The sequence below is a fragment of the Calothrix anomala FACHB-343 genome (assembly GCF_014696435.1).
Lineage (GTDB): Bacteria > Cyanobacteriota > Cyanobacteriia > Cyanobacteriales > Nostocaceae > Aulosira > Aulosira anomala_A.
In genome coordinates, this window is record NZ_JACJQG010000116.1 from 1 (window position 1) to 17,852 (window position 17,852).

The 17,852-nt window shown below is 41.1% G+C and carries 11 protein-coding genes; 3 read left to right on the top strand and 8 right to left on the bottom strand.

Features of this window, described 5'->3' with window-relative positions:
- Positions 1-43 precede the first annotated feature (43 nt).
- Positions 44-2,632, bottom strand: coding sequence for a DEAD/DEAH box helicase (locus H6G08_RS35760; RefSeq protein ID WP_190551885.1), 2,589 nt, complete (start codon positions 2,630-2,632; stop codon positions 44-46).
- A 523-nt stretch (positions 2,633-3,155) separates the two neighbouring features.
- Between H6G08_RS35760 and H6G08_RS35765 the strand changes: the two genes are divergently transcribed.
- The gene (locus H6G08_RS35765; protein ID WP_190551887.1) at positions 3,156-4,241 is read left to right on the top strand and encodes a DNA sulfur modification protein DndB; all 1,086 of its coding nucleotides are present in this window, start codon (positions 3,156-3,158) and stop codon (positions 4,239-4,241) included.
- Between the two features lie 78 nt (positions 4,242-4,319).
- On the opposite strand, the gene H6G08_RS35770 is transcribed toward H6G08_RS35765, so the two are convergent.
- A complete protein-coding gene (locus H6G08_RS35770) occupies positions 4,320-4,541 on the bottom strand; it encodes a hypothetical protein (RefSeq protein WP_190551889.1) in 222 nt (73 codons plus the stop codon).
- 126 nt (positions 4,542-4,667) lie between these two features.
- On the opposite strand from H6G08_RS35770, the gene H6G08_RS35775 reads away from it, so the two are divergent.
- Entirely contained in the window at positions 4,668-5,453 is a 786-nt protein-coding gene (locus tag H6G08_RS35775; RefSeq protein WP_190551891.1) for a hypothetical protein, read from the top strand.
- 196 nt (positions 5,454-5,649) lie between these two features.
- Positions 5,650-6,837, top strand: coding sequence for an NACHT domain-containing protein (locus tag H6G08_RS35780; RefSeq protein ID WP_190551893.1), 1,188 nt, complete (start codon positions 5,650-5,652; stop codon positions 6,835-6,837).
- Here H6G08_RS35780 and dpdD read toward each other — a convergent pair.
- The 6 genes from dpdD to dpdJ all read right to left on the bottom strand — a co-directional run bounded on the left by dpdD (position 6,826) and on the right by dpdJ (position 17,831).
- Positions 6,826-9,093 (bottom strand): protein DpdD, encoded by a 2,268-nt coding sequence (gene dpdD, locus H6G08_RS35785; RefSeq protein WP_190551895.1) that lies wholly within the window; start codon positions 9,091-9,093, stop codon positions 6,826-6,828. The genes H6G08_RS35780 and dpdD overlap by 12 nt on opposite strands.
- Complete coding sequence (dpdK, locus tag H6G08_RS35790; RefSeq protein ID WP_190551897.1) at positions 9,090-9,611, bottom strand: phospholipase D-like domain-containing protein DpdK; 522 nt, start codon at positions 9,609-9,611, stop codon at positions 9,090-9,092. The genes dpdD and dpdK overlap by 4 nt, the downstream gene beginning before the upstream one ends.
- A 40-nt stretch (positions 9,612-9,651) precedes the next feature.
- The gene (locus tag H6G08_RS35795) at positions 9,652-10,308 is read right to left on the bottom strand and encodes a hypothetical protein (RefSeq protein ID WP_190551899.1); all 657 of its coding nucleotides are present in this window, start codon (positions 10,306-10,308) and stop codon (positions 9,652-9,654) included.
- Positions 10,309-10,311: 3 nt separating this feature from the next.
- The gene (locus H6G08_RS35800; RefSeq protein WP_190551901.1) at positions 10,312-13,338 is read right to left on the bottom strand and encodes an HsdM family class I SAM-dependent methyltransferase; all 3,027 of its coding nucleotides are present in this window, start codon (positions 13,336-13,338) and stop codon (positions 10,312-10,314) included.
- Positions 13,339-13,375: 37 nt separating this feature from the next.
- Positions 13,376-13,849 (bottom strand): hypothetical protein, encoded by a 474-nt coding sequence (locus H6G08_RS35805; RefSeq protein WP_045871522.1) that lies wholly within the window; start codon positions 13,847-13,849, stop codon positions 13,376-13,378.
- 127 nt (positions 13,850-13,976) lie between these two features.
- Positions 13,977-17,831: a protein DpdJ gene (dpdJ, locus tag H6G08_RS35810; protein ID WP_190551903.1), complete on the bottom strand. Its 3,855-nt coding sequence runs from the start codon at positions 17,829-17,831 to the stop codon at positions 13,977-13,979.
- Positions 17,832-17,852 lie beyond the last annotated feature (21 nt).

The window sequence follows — 17,852 nt, forward strand, 5'->3', positions numbered from 1 at the left end:
TAATTCAGCAGCTAAAACGTCCAGATGTTCCCATGTTTATCGTTTAGTTTTTGGGGATTCGGCAAGAGTGCCGTAGGCGATCGCCTGTGCCAGTTGCGTAAGTCCTGATTAAGCCTTCGTAGAAAATTTGACACAAAAATCCTTCTGACTCATCGTCAAGTACCTGTTTTATGGCATCGTCTAGGATTGCAAAAGTTTGTTTGAGATAATCTTTAAATTCCAGCAATACTCCCAAATCTACACTTTGCTCCATTAAATACTCATACCCCTGCCTAGATAAATTGTCGAGTTCAAGGTCAATTCCTGCATAACTTGCACGGGTTACTAACCAATCAAAGAAGGCGTAAAACCCATGAATTCTTTGCAGGTATCGGTTTTGGGAATTAAGAGGAAGTTTTTGGAAAGTAGGGTCTGTAAGTATGTGTTCGTTACGAAACAAAAACAAAACAGTAGATTTATAGGGGCTGAGTACTGTAACTACAATCGGTCGTGTGCCAACTTTCCGCCCTCCCCGACCTTTACGCTGTACAAAACTAGCGACATTTGCTGGTGCTGTATATTGTAAAACACACATTAATGCTTCGTCATCGTAACCTACTTCTAAGGCAGTCGTTGTAATTATTAAGTCATCATCAGGCTCGATAGTAATTGAGCGATCGCTCCCTGTTTTCCGTATAATATTTAGAGATTCTTGACGTGCCTTATCTTTCTGGCTGAGTACCCACCAGCACTCTCCTGCTTGGAAATATGGACAATTTAAATCTGGAATTTTACTGTTATGGCAATTACAGTTACAACTAAAATTGGCACCAAAGAAGTTAGGAAAAAGTAGCCGATTAAATGGTGGATATCGATACGCATATAGTGGAATGTACCTGATTTGCCTTTGGTCAAGAGGCGTTTTTTGCGATTTATATCTTTCTCTTTCTCTGCGTTGTTCTGGTTTTATTTTCTCTGCATCTTCCATCTGGTATAACCAGCGACCTGCAATGTCTAAAGACTGGACAAAGCCAAATGTTCGGTAGCGCTTTAGGTCTGAACTTGTCGATGGTTGTGGCATTGTGTGCAGTACGCACATTGCTGTTTGAATTAAAGTTGAAATTACAGCAGTATCTTCGTTATCCTCAGCCCGAACAAATATATAGCGTTCGGCACCAATCGTCTGCATTTCATTATCTTGAGGGTATACCCGTTTAATGCGAGGAGCAGGTATACCAGATAACTCCGACAGAAATTCAATTGGCTCTGAAATAGTGGCACTTAATCCTACAAATGCTAAATTGCTTTGTTCGTTGCGATGCTGCTTACCCAAACGAATCCTTGCCATTAACCGTCGCAGGAGAAGCGCTACTTGAGTCCCAGCAGTTGAAGTTTGTAGGTGAATTTCGTCTAACATCACTACCGTTGGCGCACAAAATTTGTCATTACCAAACAGGTATTGATATTTCGTGGATAACAGCCGTCGATGAAGTGATTCTGTCGTGGCGATGAGCAAATCAGGTGGATGCTTTGCCATGACATCCTCCCTGGCAAACTGGATAAACGGATATTGCTTGTCACAGATAGGACAAATCAAGGTTTGTGGGTTTGTGGGACGCACAAGTAATCGTTGTTTATCTGTTTTGCAAGCTTTACCATCTGTACCTACACAGTAAGCAAAAGGTGATAGATAACCTGTATATTCTTCGCTAAAAGTCCAGCCTCGTTGCTTAGAGAGTTTTTGTTGGCGATCCACAGTGATATCTTGAAAGTCTCGGATTTGATAAACTGCTGCACCACTTTCTACCCCAATTGTCAGTTGTGGAAGATTGTACTTTGCTAGGACTTGGTTGAGATAAAATAATACTTCAATAAAATCAGTAAGTTGATTTTCCGACAGTGCAACCCGTGGGTAAATGCAAATCGCTTTAACCCCTTCTCGCCCGCGCAAGCAACGTTCTAGCACCATCTTGGCGAGTACGGGTAAAAAGAAGGCGTAGGTTTTACCGGCTCCTGTGCTAGCAGTAACTACAACGCCTTTCTCGATACCTTCTTGTGCTTGTAACTCGATTGCTTCGAGAATTCTTTCTAAAGTTCGTTTTTGGAAGCCACTCATCTGGCGTAGCTTCGGGAGATAGGTGTCAATTACCTCTAAAATTAGGTTTGCTGTTCGCTGTTGCTCTGTATCACCACTAAGTAAAGGTGTCATGCAGCTTTGTACTGCTATGTTCCTTCGAGGTACGCGACGAGAAGCGACACTAAACTTAATATCTGCCACTAAACGCTTGCTATTGCTGATGCGGTGCGCTACTTTGAGGTTGTTTTCTCTAACAATTCTTTGACGGAGTTTTGATAGCAACCTTACAGTTTCTGCGATTCGACTGCGAAAAATCCAGCCATCAGGAGACTCTTCTTGGTTAAAGCGGATAATTTGCAAGTCATTTGCTAGTTGCTCTAAAGCTTTTCTGAGTGCTTCTGGTTTTTCTTGAGGAGTTAACTCAATGTCTTCGGAGGGTTGAAAATTATCAATTACTTCAACCCCTGCCATTGTTACATCGTAAATACCGTAGGCAACTTGTTCTGCTTCACGTTGTTCAATAAAGGTCAGAACTTCATCAGCTAGGCGTTTTATTGTGTCAAGGTCTAAGCTCATGGTTTTTGGACTCTAAGGTAGATGAACCTAGTAAGCTAGAATTGGCTAATTTCACATCAGATGACAACGCTTTAGCTAGCGTCAATTTTTTTCTGCCCATATTTTTTTGAACGAGCTCTCCTGCGTTACCAAGCATTTTGCACGCTTATTAGGTGTCCTCACTTTTTCTCCGACCCATATTTGAACGGGCAGTCCTGCGCTGTTCAAGAAGTTCTTCTTGTAGCAAATTTTGCTTGTTTTCGTCTTGCCAATCTTTAATCAGTCGCTTCAGAGCTACGTTTACGATGTCTTGTAAACTTGGGGCATCACTGGTTCGATTGGGAGCAAGCATTTGCTCGCATGAGTGTCTAATTGTGTACAACTGGGCATAAATTTCATCTGGAATCCGTGCTTGGTGAGGCAATGGTTTTACTGCTGCTACATATCTCACCCCAGCATAAATACACAGACATAATTTCTGCTACCATGTATGCTTGTATGCAAGGTTAGGAAATTTAAGTTAACCTACAGGTAAAGCAAAGTAATGTTTGAATTGGTTATTAAAGGCGTGCCTGTACAACGCGGTCAGGCGTGCGAGCATATGAGTTATGTCGCCAGCATCACATTTGGAGATGTTGCACGATTGCTGAATGACGGTCATCTATATATACCGAATATCCCAGATTTACCGGACTTTGCCCAACGCAAACTTAACGTGACACGGGTTAAAGCAATAGCCCGATATATCCTAGAGACTTACCAAGATGGAACTACATTTTTTCCACCAATTTGCGTTAATGTCCAACCGTCGCCAACTTACAGAGACGGTAATATCTACCTTCCTTACCATTCGGTTAGTTTGCGCTTAACCGACGGTCAGCACAGATGCTATGGCATTCGCCAAGCATTGCAAGATATTCAGGTGCAAGAATCAGAGTATGCCATTATCCTTTCACAGTTAGAAATTGGCGTGTTGATATATGCAGGACTGTCATTAGAAGAGGAACGCCAAGCTTTCCGCGACCAAAACCTATTAGTTCAACGACCAAGTGTGTCGCTATCCCATGCCTTTGACAAGCGATCGCCCACGGTTTTAATCGCCAAGGACTTGATCTGCCGAGTTCCTCAGTTTCGTGACAATGTAGAAACAGTGGAAAACGGCTTGGGTAAGCACAATCCTAAGTTACTCACCTTATCAACATTAGTCACCGCTACTCAACGGATGTTCCCCAATTTAAAATCTCAAACCGATTTGGAATCTCTGATTGATTGGGCGACAACCTTTTGGGCAGCAACAGCAAGCATTATCCCTAACGATCCTTGGAGGATTATGAATAAACAGGAACGCGCTACCCAGAGACAGAAGTTACTAGCAGTCAGCGCTGTTGTTTTTCAAGCCTTAGGTATGTTAGCTCATGATTTGTTATTAGAAAGAGTTCCGGCGGAAAATTTGGTTAAGTGGTTGAGTAGACTGCAAGAAATAGATTGGCAGCGCGACTCCCAGTTGTGGCGAGAACGAGGAGTAACCCAAGTTGGTGCAAGTGGAGAACCAATCATTTCCAACACAAAGACAAATGTTGATGCTTGCCATCGGGTTTTGCGTGAATTTGTCGGTATTATCTCAGCATAATATGTATTTTAATTTACGCCATTTTTTGTAAATGAGAGCAAGTAAGATATTCACTTTATGCTGAGAGTGCGAGTTTCTTTAAAACTTGGACAGCAATTCGTAAATAGCTATCTTGGCTGTCTTGGATTTGACTACTCCCTTATCTTGAACATATTGCAGAAGATGTAAGCCTTCTTCAAGTTTTTTAGTTGCATCGATAACTAGTGGATTGCGAGACATTCTAAGGTCTTTGAGCAAAGCAGAGATTGGTTTATCAATGGACAGAGATAATTGCTGAAAATTTGCTTGATGTTTTTTCATATTTTTCAGAGTTAACCCTTTAAACGACTACATCTATAGTTTCGCTGATAAATATCTAGTGGTTTCTCAACATTGGTTAGGAAGTTAGTTAGGATTTATTGTTAGGAAGTTGACATAGCTGTAATGATGGCAAATACTCCACGCGAAGAGTTCTTCGCTGATGCTGCAATAGATTGGGAATTATCAAGCCTGTACTCAGCCTTAGCCGTTGCTAAACGAGAGTTTGCACCTCACAAGAAACCAGAACTCACGGAGAAGGAGAAGCAACATCTGTGTGGATTACTTTGTGGCTACAGTCCTGGTGAAATTGCCGAAAAGTTACATAAATCTGCTAGGGGCTTAGATGCAGATTTGTGTAATACAATATACCGATATGTTGAACAGCTTACCCGAAAACCTGCAAATAGTCTAAAAAACTGGAGAGATATCCCTGGATGGCTGGAAGGAGCAGGGTATAAAAAGAATTTATCTAAATCTGTGAAAGATGAGCGTGCATTGATGCAGAGTGGCTTATCGTTAGACATTGCCAACCCTATTTCACAGGATATAGAAATATTGGTGCAGAAAGTGCGATCGCATTTCGACAAAACGATACAAAACGAATGCGAAACCTTGTGTACTTTCAATTTGCTCTATTCTCCTATGCAGGGGAATCTCAGCCAAATTTATGTGCAGACTAAGCTTAATGAATCGCAACAGTTTAGCAAAGAGGAATTTAGTCAAGAACGGCGATTATGGGAAGAGGTAGTGCGGAGAAATCCTAAGTTGATGGTGTTAGGTAAACCAGGTGTAGGTAAAACTACCTTACTACAATATATAGCTGTTCACTGTGATGAGGTTGATTTTCAATCCAAGCTCATACCTATTTTTATCAGTTTGAGAACCTTGGCTAAAAGAGCATCAAACTTATAAATCTAAAGCCTTTGGTAATTTTAGTTTATGTAAAGTAGCAGATTTTGAACAACTACAAATAGAAGAATTTATCAAAAATTGGTTTACAGAGAGTCAGGAAACTACGCACATACGTAAAGAAATATTAGCAAATGATTTAATTACAAAGCTGAAATTAGAGGAAAATCAACGCATACTAGAACTAGCTGATACACCATTGCTACTTCACCTCATTTGTTTAATTTTTAAAGAAAGAGGAGATTTACCTGCTAAAAGAATTGACGTTTACAAAGAAGGAATAAACCTACTGTTTGAAAAATGGAATCAATTTAATGCCCGTGTTAATTTAGATATGCCAGAGTTGAGAAAGGCTCTGCGAAGGATAGCTGCTATTACATTTGAGAAGGGTAAATCTTATTTTGAAGAAGATGAAATTTTGCCATTAATTGAAAACAGCCCTAGCACATTATCTGATATTGAGTTTTTATCGGGACTGTTAATCAAGACAAATTGGCGAATATATTTTTTTTCGCATCAAATATTTCAAGAGTATTTAACTGCTGAAGAATTCGTAGATTCTCAACTAATATATTCAAATTTATTTAAACACGTTACTGATAAACGTTGGCGAGAAGTATTTTTGCTAGTATCTGCGCTCATGCAGTCAGCAGAGGAATTGTTATGGATAATGGAAAATAAAATTGATTTATTATTAAATTCAGAAAAGAAATTACAGATTTTCTTATATTGGGTTTACCATAAATCCTCAAATTTTATTTCAAATAAAGTCAAGGCTCGTTTATTTTATATTAGTCTTTATGTTGATTTTTTTATAGATGCTGAAATGGATAAATTAAGTGAATTTGAAATTGAGAACTTAGAAATTGAATCTAGCTCTTATATTTATCTTGCCAATGAACTAGGACTAAAGCTGGAACTAAACTTAAACTGTGTAATTAATGATGCTGTCACCCTCTTTAGTGTTTTTAACGGTACTTTAGAATATGAACTTGAGTACGACGAAGTTGACAACACTTCCTTATGTCTGAGTCAGGATATTGATACCATAATGGGACTTGACATTGATCCTAAGTTCAAGCAAAGTCTACAAGAACTGAAAGAGCTATTGCCTGATTGGATGGATACTTGGGAAATATATTATCAGGAATGGTGGCAAGCTGAAGGTCAATCTTGGATTGAAAAAATGAGAGCCGCAAGTATAAAATATAGTAATATAGGTTATGATTGGCAGTTTAGTGATAAGCAAAAAAAGTTGCTCAAGCAGTATTATGATGCTAATAATCTGCTTTTAGATTGCCTAAATAACGGTTGCAATGTATCTCCCGAAGTCCGCGCACTTATCGAAGACAACCTATTCTTACCTCTTGATTCCTCACTTAGCTAAATACTCCCGTATAGCACGCAGCATACTTGCACTACCTTTACTATTAACTAAAAGAATCGGCGCAAGATGTGATGGACGATTCGCTTCAATAAAACCTGTGGCTGCGTGTTTAGCACTAGCTGTCACCATCACAATAATGTCAGAATTTCTCACCCACTGACGCAGCCTATCATTACCTCCTTTGTCATGGCTGAGATAAACTGTCACTTCTTTACAAGCTGCTTCTAAAATACTTTTGACTCTGATTGCTGCGGTTTCTGTGAGAGTGTAAATAAGAACAGATTTATTCTTGAGTTTTAGCAAAATATTGGCTTCAACTTCCAGATTTTGCTCGACTAAACTCGCTTGTTCGCCAAGCAAATCTGAAAGCGATTCGTCTAACTGTAAATCTTTCACTAAAGCGCGAAAGATTCCCCTTTGCACTTCATCAATACGTTCTGTAAAGCGGCGTAGGGTTTCAGCCGCAGCAAATAAAAGTTGTTCGCGCTTTTGTTGGACTGGGCAAGGGTATGATACTAATACATCAATAAAGTCAAGCACCCAATCAACCTTTTTGGGTGAGGCGAACCTGTCCCAAAGCTCCAAAGCATAGTCTACAATCTCTGTATATTTTGCTGTATTGACTCCCAAAGTTAAAAGAGCGATCGCTAAATCATTGAATAAAACCAAATCAACATCCCCACCCTCTGTACTCAGAACTAGCAGTTCTAGCAGCGAGTGATAAAGGGTGAGAAACTCGCCACGGGGAAATTGCTCATCTTTTTGAAAAAACGCCAGCAAGTAGGGAAGCGCATCGTGCAGAACAGATTCAGCTGTTGAGCCGACTTTATTTAACAATTCGTAAAATTCTGCCACTGCCTGTGGTTGTGTAAGCAAGCTAGTGACATCCCACTCGGCAGAACCCTGGCGTGCAGTATGTAAAGCTCGTTCCCAGCTTGGCTCTTTGTCCAGTTGCAATAACCATTCCAGCCAATTTGATGGGACAGATAAAGCTGTTGGGGTATTTTCAATTGTACCTTCCTGGCTTCCCCGTAGTTGAGTCAGAAAATCTTGGTTCCAGCGTACCTTCAGCAAGGCTGTTTGCTCGTCAGCAGTTAACTCGTGGAAGGCTGACAATGCAGCTTTTTCGACTGCTAAAGTTTGCAACTCGTAGGCGCATTGGAGGAGCAGGCGAACTTTCTCTTTCGACGACGGAACATGACAAAGCAATGAAAAGGCTTGGTCGAAGTCTCCGTTTTTAGATAGCTGTTCGGCTTGTTGCAAGGGTTCGCCTTTGCTGTCTGGGGTAGCATCTTTTAACAGTGCAGCTAACCTTTGCAAATAGCTGCGGTGAGTTTCCTCAACTTCCCCAATTGCTAGCAGTTCATCTCTAAGTGCTGGTTTTGCTGGTTTTCCACCCACCGCCAGCAGCATAAATAATTTCAGCACTTCCGGGATTTTACTGCCTGCGCGGACTGCAAAAAGATTGTGGTAACGGGGGAAAACTACTTCTTGGAAATAGACTACAGCACTGCCGGGGGCATTATTGTCCTCAAAATGTTGCAATTCAGTGCGGTACACTGCTCTAAGTAAGGCTTGGGTAACTGCAAAGGGTCGGCGAACCTGCAAAAGATTGCCTAGTTCTGGGAGGGTAAGCAACTCATTCCATTGCTCCAGTTCTGCTAAGAGTTGCACCCGCAGGAACAGCAGATTCAGCGCATCCAAGCGATGCTGGTCTACAAGGTATTGTAGTGAGTTTTCCGCAGAAATGCGATCGCCTGCTTGCAGTGCCATGTAAAAGTCCCGCAGTACGCGACCTGTGGGACGGGGAATATCTGCGATTCGTTTCACCAGTCTCTCACTCACTCGGCGCATCCGTTCTAGTGCTTCCCAAATAGTAGTCGCCTGTCCGCTTAATTTGACTACTGCACCGCCAGTAAATTCATAAACTGCTAATTCTACAGGGTCTTGTAAGTTTAGTTGCGCTCTCTGTCCCCTGAATGTAGAATAGGAGGGGCCAACGAATGCCATCAATTCTTCACTCAAAGAGCGTAGTTGGCGATCGCTTTGAGCTATTCCATACCAATCTACACGTTCTTCATGCCAACGGGGGAGAACAGTTGGTTGAGGTTCGGCTTGGGTCAGTCGTTCCACCCAAGGACGAATTTTTGCATGACTTCCTTCACCGCGTTCAATTTTTGCCAGGTCTAATTGATTACCTGTGCTAAAGAACTGCTCTAGAAAGCGGCGAACATCAGTATTGCTAGGATTGCTCATGGTTCCACCCCTCCCCAACGGTTAGTAAAAATCACCTGTTGTTCGGCGATCGCTTCTGGGGATGTTTCATAAGTTACAACTTCCTCATTGATTGTAATACCGTTGTAGGTGAAGTTCATTGAACCTGCAAGATAATACCCATCTCCCAGGATACCTTTTGCGTGGAGTTCTTCGGTAATGTGGAATCGCACGGGAACGTCCTGATAGTCAGTTTTGCCTTTGATTTGTTCAATAAATCTGTGGTTGTGAGAGTCGGGACGGGTAGCAATGTGTACAGTCGTTCCCCGTTCGGCTAGGGTGGCGAGGACTTGGGAGAGGCGAATGCGGGAACGACTCCATGAGGGTTCTAAGCATAGGAAGGTGTTGGCGGTGTTATCGATAACAGGGATGTCAGATATCCACGGAGAAACAAGCCACACACACTGGCTGGGGGTGATAAGTTCGGCGACGAAGATTGTTTGGAGTAAGTCAGGGATTTGGCGGGAACTTAGGCGGGAGTGAATATAGCGGGAAGGCATTTAATTTATTAAATTTGAGGAGATTCTTAAGGATAAAAATTTAATTAACTATAAGAAATAAATGGAGAATGGTCATTAAATCCTTTTGACCGTATTGAAGATGACGAGTACGATATAAATTTGGTGTTTTTCCAAAACCAGGCTCATCAATCCAATCTTCTTTCAAACATATATCACCTTTATATTTATTCAGGCGATCGCAAATCAAATCAATACACTGAGGAACCTTACCATCAATAACAAAACCTAGCATTGCTGCATAGTCATGACCTATGCTGTAAGTACCATTGACAAAGCGGATCACACCTTTTTTGATATAATCTGTTGCCAGGTACCTATCTTGGTCTGTACTGCTGACTCGTTTACACTCTATACCAAAGTAATCTTCAATATTCCATGAATAAATCATTTTAAAATCTATAAAACCATCTGGCTTCAGGCTCTTATCAGAACGTCTTGTTGCTGCTTCATTCTCAATTCTTGGTGGCCCATGTATACCCCGGCGTTCCTTTTCAGCCCACATCTCATTATGTAATGCTCCAGCAATAGTATCTTCATCACATTGAGTATTAATTTCTGGTTTTTGGCATACTTGAATCCAAGCTGCTTGGATAATATCAAATACTGTGGCAATAATGTCTTTTCGTTTAATAAATGATGGTTGTCCAACAGCACCTGAATCATCCAATGGCAACATAATTTAACGATTCCTAAAATGTTCAGCTAAAACAGTATCAGCATCATTCAACCCAGCAGAACGAGTCCAGTAACGCAGTTGAGCAGGTTTAATAATATACAAATTTTCACCGATATGGATTCTGGCATTTCGGCGCGTAAAAACGCGGTCAGCCAATTGTGGCGGTAGTTGTCTTGCAATGCTTTTCAGCACAGTCACCAAATCCTCAGCCTGAACAGTTTGTATAACTGGCTCACGACCTGGATATGGTACTATGCTAAATTTAACCACCTGTAATGGTGCTTTAGGAATACTCAATATCTCAGCAACTATACTTCTTTCGTTAAGTGTTTGAAGAAAAGGTTTAATAACACTCATGAATTGTATAGCATACGCTTCTAAATCAGCAGTTTGAGGTCTTCTTAATGCTGTAGATTTCTCACGATTCATATACCAATCAATCGTGATTTGCGTAGTATCCTCAATTAAAATACGTTCTTGATCATCTAAACCGTAGAGATTAAATACAGCTTCATCAAGTTGTGTTTTTAAATCTTTCTCAACAGATTTACTGGAAGATTCACGCAATCTACCTTCTATTTCAATAATTTGATTAATAAATATTTCGTTTTCTTTATTTTGTTTAGGAACACGAAGACGTTCTAAATCTTGTGTTTTTATTTCCTTGCGCTCAATACCCCATGAAGAAGCTGTTAAGAATAAAAAATAACTGGTTATTGAAGAATTTATAATACCGTTTAAGTAGTGAGCTAAGTAGACTTTATTTTTTGCAAAAGAAATACCTGAATACCTTTGTGTGTAAACAATATCTTCTTGACTAAAAGCAGAAAATGCCTCATTCCCATCAATACTTTGTGAAATTATAACCAATGGAGCTTTATAAATTTGCGAATCCCTTGGCGACTCCATTGTTGCAGGTGGTAAGTCTAGTTCGTTTAAATCAATTTGATATCTAGGCATTTTGCTAGAAGCTAGACATTTTTTGTCCATCAATTCTGCCGGAACTTTACGATGATGTCCATACTTAAATCCATTCTTAGGTGGATTTCCTACAACTTGTTCAATGTTTGGAAAATTTCCCAATTTTTGGAGCAGACGTATATCTCTAGCACTACCCCAAGTAGCAACTTTCAGCATATCTGAGTCGCAAGCTGTGCTAAAAACTGGTAGTTTTTTAATATGCTCTGTTCCAATTTCAACAATGCCATGTCGTCGGAAATCTATAGAACGTTCTGGACATACAAAGTAAAAGGAATCTCTTTGTTCTGAAGGTTTACCTTCTGCTATTAAAATGATTGGTGGAGCTTCAGAGTTAGGGAATAAATTATCTCTGTAGAGCTTAGATAGATTTACTATGACTTTTGGTTTATATCTCATCAACAGAGATTTTTTTGCTTTTTTGGCTGCTGTGTCATTGCTAAAAAAAGGCTTACCATGCAAAATTAAACCAATGCAAGTTTTATCATTAGCAAAGTCGCCAATACGCCATAAAAATGCTTGGTCTGGAGGTGTACCATAAGCTGTAGGATATCCATCTGGATAACCCGAATCAGGACGCTTAAGCTTACAGTATTCTTCTGCTGATTTATTAGATTTAGGTTTTGTCCAAGGTGGATTACCAACGATTGCAGTAAATTGTTTATGTGCAAATTGTTCTATTTGATTAAATTCTGCTTTTTCATCAAATGCGTCACTAGCAAATAAATTCTTACCTATCAGCTTTTGAAATTTTAAATCATTTGTTAATTGACGATGTTGCTCTAATTCATAATCTAATTCCAAAGCAGTAAGGTAAAGACTAAAAGCCGCAATCTGAACTGCTTCTGGATTAATATCTACACCATAAATTTGATTGTAGAGAGTTTCACGAATTAGATGACGAGTTGGTGTTTCTCCATTAGCCCAGCGTTTAACAACTAATCTCCGCAAAGATTCAACTAAAAATACACCTGAGCCACAAGCAAAATCTAGAACTTTAGCATTACCATCAAGTTCTTTAAATACTTCAGAAAGTACTAAATCAACTAAATTTATAGGTGTATAATGGGTACTATTTTCTTTTGCTGATTTGGAATCAGTAGCATAAATAAAACTTTCATAAATTGAACTAATTAATTCTATAGGTATGACTTTGAAATCATAAGCCCGCCATAGACGTTGTTGACCTGTTGCTATTTCTTCTACACCACCTATTAAACTTTGTGCAACTTCAAGATGTTTTTTAGCTACAGCATCTCTTTCTTTTATTGATACAGGAAATAAATCCCCATTAAAAATCGTTTGCAACCACTCAAATAACTCATAAGTCGCTAGTTTATCATTTAGGAGTTCATTAAATGAATCTACTCCAAAGCGGCTAGAGAAAAATTCTTGATTTAAAATATCTCTATCTTGCAGATAAGCAACAAAAACAGAACGTATTAAAATAGCATGAGCAAATTGACGCTCTAATTTTTTTTCTTTTGTTAATTTCTCTTCAGCCTCATTTAAATCTCTTACAAGAACTGAATCTACTCTTTGTTGACGGTCAATTTGCTTTGCTTTTTCCCACTGCCAAAACTCACCTGATTCAATTTGCAGACGACTAGCGAATTGATTCATACGGTTCAAGTCGCTTTCAGTAGTTTCAAAGCTCTCGATTAAATGTCGGTTTGGATCATTTTCATCTTGTTCTGTGGGTTGAGAATAACAATTATAAAGTAATACCTCATCAGGTGTAATCACCCACAACATCGGAGCCAAACCATGATTCCAAGACAGTTTATGTAGTTTAGCTAACTTTCTAGGGTTAGGTTCTTTTAATTGAGTAAAATAAATACAAGGTGAACCAGACAATTCATAGATTGCTGTAGCATTAATTTGTTCTGTATCAATTACAGCACTATATTTAATGCGCTTTTCTAAATACTGGTTATTATTGCGAATATCTTCCGCTTCTGTAACTCCTGTAGTCGGCACACCATCACGATAGAAGCCAGTATGTGCCATTACTCGCTGGTATATTTTATTTACAGCTTTATTAGAACTCATTACTGGTTGCTCCTTGTGATTCTTATATGTATTTCTTTTACCCCTTCAAAACTATTCCTGTTCGTTTATCAAAATCTAAAACATGATGTTTCTCTGCTTCTCTGGCTAATTCTGTAATTACATCTCCAATTGCTCCAATTTCATTAATTACAACTTGTCCCTGATTTTTTCCAGAAGTTTCTAAAACCATCAAACCAAAATCTTGCATATCTTCAATTAAATAAAGTTGGGAATTAACAAAAACCAGACGATGTTTAAAAAAAGAATATTCATAATTTCTTAATTGTAAAAAAAGTAAAACTTTTCTGATTTCTTGTAATGAAAGCTTCTGTCTTAAACTTTCAATAGTTTTTATTTCTAGAATTTGCTGCCACTTATAAACGACTTTAGGGTGCTGAGGATTACCAAACTTTTCTGGCACTACCAACTCCGTTCTGTCTAAATAGCTTAGTCTGCCAGAGCTTATGCCAGTTAAAGCGATGGTTTCTTGTCTAGTAAATCCACTAGCCATAAAAGGTTTTGTACTCCATCGAAATACAGCGATGTTTTGTTTAAAAACTAGTTTAACTTTTAAACACTCGTTTTAAACATACCCCAAAACAAGATGTTTTTAACTTTTTGTTTAAAAAATGTTAATTTTACTGCACCGTTTCTCGCACCCGTAGCCTAACCCCAAACCCCTGCGGATACCTCTGCACCGCCTCAACCAAAGGGTAAACCTGCAAAAACCCAAGTTCCATAGGTTCAACAGCCAAACTCAAAATTGCTAACTTCAAATTTTCTCTCGCGTCAGGACGCGCTATCAGCGAAACCGATGCACCTTGCTTAAAGGCTTCCTCCACCTGTTCTCGCCAGTTGGGTTCATCCAACCAAACTGTGCGATCGCCCACTTGCAAAACATCCAGTAAAATTTCTCTATCTGCTTCGGGAATCACAGCAAACGGATTATAGGAAGATAAAGCACGGGAACGAATAATATTTCCCCTTGCCCACAACAGCCCATAAATCACTTGAAACCGCCAATAGGGATTAGGCTGCACTAAACCAAGATGCAACAACGCCCGATCCAATTGGTCATAGTTGCTGGCGACATGGGCAAACACCCTGGCATCAATTTCAATACCTAAACGCGCTTCTTCCTGATGCCACAAACGAATCAAATCCAGCAGCAGTTTATCGGTTTCTGGGGTACTTCCAGGACGCAAAACCCTTGCGTTAATTGCAGTCATCACCGGATGCGTTACCAAAATCCCCTCAGAGGACAGGACTTTGCGGAGGCGATCGCTTGCTTGTTTTAATTCACCATATCCTGCGGCGAACCGCACATCTGCCATTGCATCGGTAACATCTGCGCTAGTTTGGGTTAACTCCAGTAACCGCGTCAGTTCCGAGTCCACAATCTCAAAATCCCCAGGTGACAATGCACTCCCCGCCAAGCGGAAAAAATTCGCTGGGTCAGCAGCATAACGCCGCAAGATTTCCTCAATCACCCCGCCGCCACCAATCGTAGATTCAGTTATCCAAATTTCTTCTAGTCCCTCGAAAATAGCAGGTGCATCTGGTGGACGCGGGCCAGGATCGATATCTAAAATCAGGTCGCCCAAGTCAAAATGAGGACACAATTGTCCGCAAGCATCCAGTAATGCCCCTCCCAAGGTCGCTTTAAAACGTAAAGCTGCCCAAGAATGCCACTCCTCATCAGGTTCTGACCAGAGAATCGATGTCAGGTCATTTAATATAGTTTGGATGATGTCTGCGTTGCCAAGTGCTAGCAATCTATCATGTACCCTCTGCCGTCCCTGAATTTGTTCCGGTGCAGACTCCCCTTCTTCCAGTAAGGTTTCCTCAACGTTCAAGGTTTGGAAGATATTGTCCAGAACCCTTGCCATTTCTTGACCTATATTTTCCCCCAAAAGCACCTCAAAAGCTTCATGTAGGGAGATTTGGGCTGTTAAGGCGCGGTCGGTAAGCATCGATATATATATTTGATAAAGCCATTCCCGTTGAAAGACATTTGTTAATCCACACAATCTCTCATCTGTCAATACCCGATAGCGGAAATATGCCGTGCGAAACGCCCGAATCTTATCTTGATTGGCATCCCTGGGACTAATACTAAAATTATGCGGAATCCGAAAGCGAAATACTAGACCGTCAACAGATTGGGCAAATCCCACCGCCGCCGGACTACCATCCTGTTTCTGGGTGAAGCGAATTGTTGTATCAAGTTCCTGACCGTTTTGGAAGCGGATGTTCGCATGGGATGCGATCGCAAACCGCCGCACTTCCAGAGGCGATTGTTGAGTGTGAGTAAAGCAACAAACTTCTGTGATAATTTTGCACCAGGGGGAACCTTGAGGCAGTTCGAGTTTTATTCCCAAGTCGGGTGGTATGATTTGACTGCGCCATTCCAATTGGGCGTTAGAGGTAATTGAAATATCGGCAGGAACTTGGGTAGGATTTATTGCCCAAGGGCGAATGCAGCGAATATCTACAATTTGCCCATCTTGCCAAAATTGAAAATACCCTGCTTCTTCAAACTCAGCACAATAATCTTCTATGGGTAATTCTTGTTCTCTTTGTTGCAAATCTGACGGAGCAATCCAGTGGGTTGCATAAATATGCTGCACCCCGAAACGGCGCGTCGCCCTGCCTGGGGTAAAGGTTTTCAAGGCTTGGACAATTGGCATAGAATTAACATCTGGCTCGCTGTGGTGCGTTTGTGGTGGTGTAGTAATCGTTACTTCTGGCAACAGCAGGTCACTAAATAAGTTCGGGGTAACAAAATCAGGTAACGGGTCACGGGTTTGATAGTCTTGGTCTGATTCATCTGGATGAATCGGAAGGCGCTTCCAACCAGACTCTAAACGCCGTAGCAAAGTAGGAAGCACCGCCATCATTAATGACCTGGGCGGTTCCCAAAGAATTGCTTCGACTTCATCTTTGGTCAGGTGTAGTGCTGATTGTAGATATGTCTCTAAGTTACGTTGTCCTGCTTCTGTTTCGAGAATATTTTTGATTAGTTCTATTTCTAGTCGCTGACGGTTAATTAAGTAGAAATCGGTACTAGCAAAGTCTCTCCAGACACTTCCTTTAGTTGCAGCTAATTGCTGTCCAACCCAATCCATAAAGGCGAAAACCGCTTGAATGCGGATAACATAGCGGTTGGCAATGGGAAGCGATCGCTTTTCTAAAACTGGGTTAAACAGCATATCGTAGCCTTGATAGGCAATGCGATCGCGTCCGTAATCAGAAAGCACCACCACTGTCCAAGGTCGCATAGTTCTGCGTCGTCCCGCCCGTCCCTTCCTTTGCAAGAAAGATGCCATATCTCGCGGTGCTTTGTGCTGGATGACACCTCCAACTTCTGGGTCGTTAAATCCCACTTCTAGAGATGCAGTAGCAACAATTACATCTGCATTTGGGGTAACTCCGGTATCTTGGGAACTGGTGCGCCCAATACTTAAAGGTAGTTCCAAGCCATGACCGATTTCTTCAGATAACAGCCAGGATTGTGCGGCAATCAGCCTTTCTCTACCATTAGCTGCACCATGCGATCGCAAAGCTGCTAATGGCTGTCGTCCCCGCAAGGGACGGCCCCAACTGTCTCGACCTTCAGCATCCAAAAGATTATGGAATAAGCGATTGGTAACATCTAAGTCATCAGTGAAGGCGAAAACACGGGAACCATAGAAACCTTTGCTAGGGGGGTCTTCAGATGGGTCGAGTACACGCCGCAGCAGCATCGCCGTTTGGATGCTAGTAGATAAAAGACTTGTCCCTGATACGGGGTCGCCCCTAAGAACCAATTGATACTCCATCCCCTCAGCAATTTGGTCTTCGCCAGGAGAAATTTCTTCCACTGAACCAGGGTTTAAACCTGTAAGTTGACTGAAAAATTCTGCCGCACTTTCTAGAGTTGCCGAAAGCCCAGTAAATTGGACTTTCTTGTTAATGATTCTCTGCCAACGCCGCAGCAGGTAAGCAACTTGTGCGCCGTGGATACCTGTATAAGTATGCACCTCATCCAACAAAACTATCTGAGGCTTTTTCGCCGCCGCGATGCCAAATACATGACTGTAACGGGAGTCTCCCATAGACCGATTGAGCATTTCTGTGCTGGTAAAAACCAGGTCTGGGGGAGTTTTCGCCATGCGATCGCGTGTCAGAATAACTTCATCTTCTTGGATAACAGCACCGCAGGATGGGTTGAGACAAGAAAGTTTTTCTCTACCAGCTTCCACATCAGCCCGTCGCCAAGATAGCGCACCCTCGCATCTGGGACACCGCAGGTAAGGACAAGTAAACCCACCACTTTCTGATTCCCATTTATCCTGCACCCGATCCAAAGTTGCGCTTCTGGGAGTTAAGCCAAAAAATGCACCAATGAGGATTTTACGTTTACCTTCTAACTTGAAAATCAAACTTTGGCTAAAACCCAACAAGAGTATGTGGCTGAAGTCGTTGGATGGCGACAGCCAAAATTCAAACATTGATTAAGGGGTTTAAATTGC

What these genes read in the sequence shown, in the direction of transcription:
- H6G08_RS35765 (WP_190551887.1), top strand. Translation starts at nt 3,156, where the DNA reads ATGTTTGAATTGGTTATTAAAGGCGTGCCTGTACAACGCGGTCAGGCG.
- H6G08_RS35770 (WP_190551889.1), bottom strand. Translation starts at nt 4,541, where the DNA reads ATGAAAAAACATCAAGCAAATTTTCAGCAATTATCTCTGTCCATTGAT.
- H6G08_RS35760 (WP_190551885.1), bottom strand. Translation starts at nt 2,632, where the DNA reads ATGAGCTTAGACCTTGACACAATAAAACGCCTAGCTGATGAAGTTCTG.
- dpdJ (WP_190551903.1), bottom strand. Translation starts at nt 17,831, where the DNA reads ATGTTTGAATTTTGGCTGTCGCCATCCAACGACTTCAGCCACATACTC.
- H6G08_RS35795 (WP_190551899.1), bottom strand. Translation starts at nt 10,308, where the DNA reads ATGTTGCCATTGGATGATTCAGGTGCTGTTGGACAACCATCATTTATT.
- H6G08_RS35800 (WP_190551901.1), bottom strand. Translation starts at nt 13,338, where the DNA reads ATGAGTTCTAATAAAGCTGTAAATAAAATATACCAGCGAGTAATGGCA.
- H6G08_RS35775 (WP_190551891.1), top strand. Translation starts at nt 4,668, where the DNA reads ATGGCAAATACTCCACGCGAAGAGTTCTTCGCTGATGCTGCAATAGAT.
- H6G08_RS35805 (WP_045871522.1), bottom strand. Translation starts at nt 13,849, where the DNA reads ATGGCTAGTGGATTTACTAGACAAGAAACCATCGCTTTAACTGGCATA.
- dpdK (WP_190551897.1), bottom strand. Translation starts at nt 9,611, where the DNA reads ATGCCTTCCCGCTATATTCACTCCCGCCTAAGTTCCCGCCAAATCCCT.
- dpdD (WP_190551895.1), bottom strand. Translation starts at nt 9,093, where the DNA reads ATGAGCAATCCTAGCAATACTGATGTTCGCCGCTTTCTAGAGCAGTTC.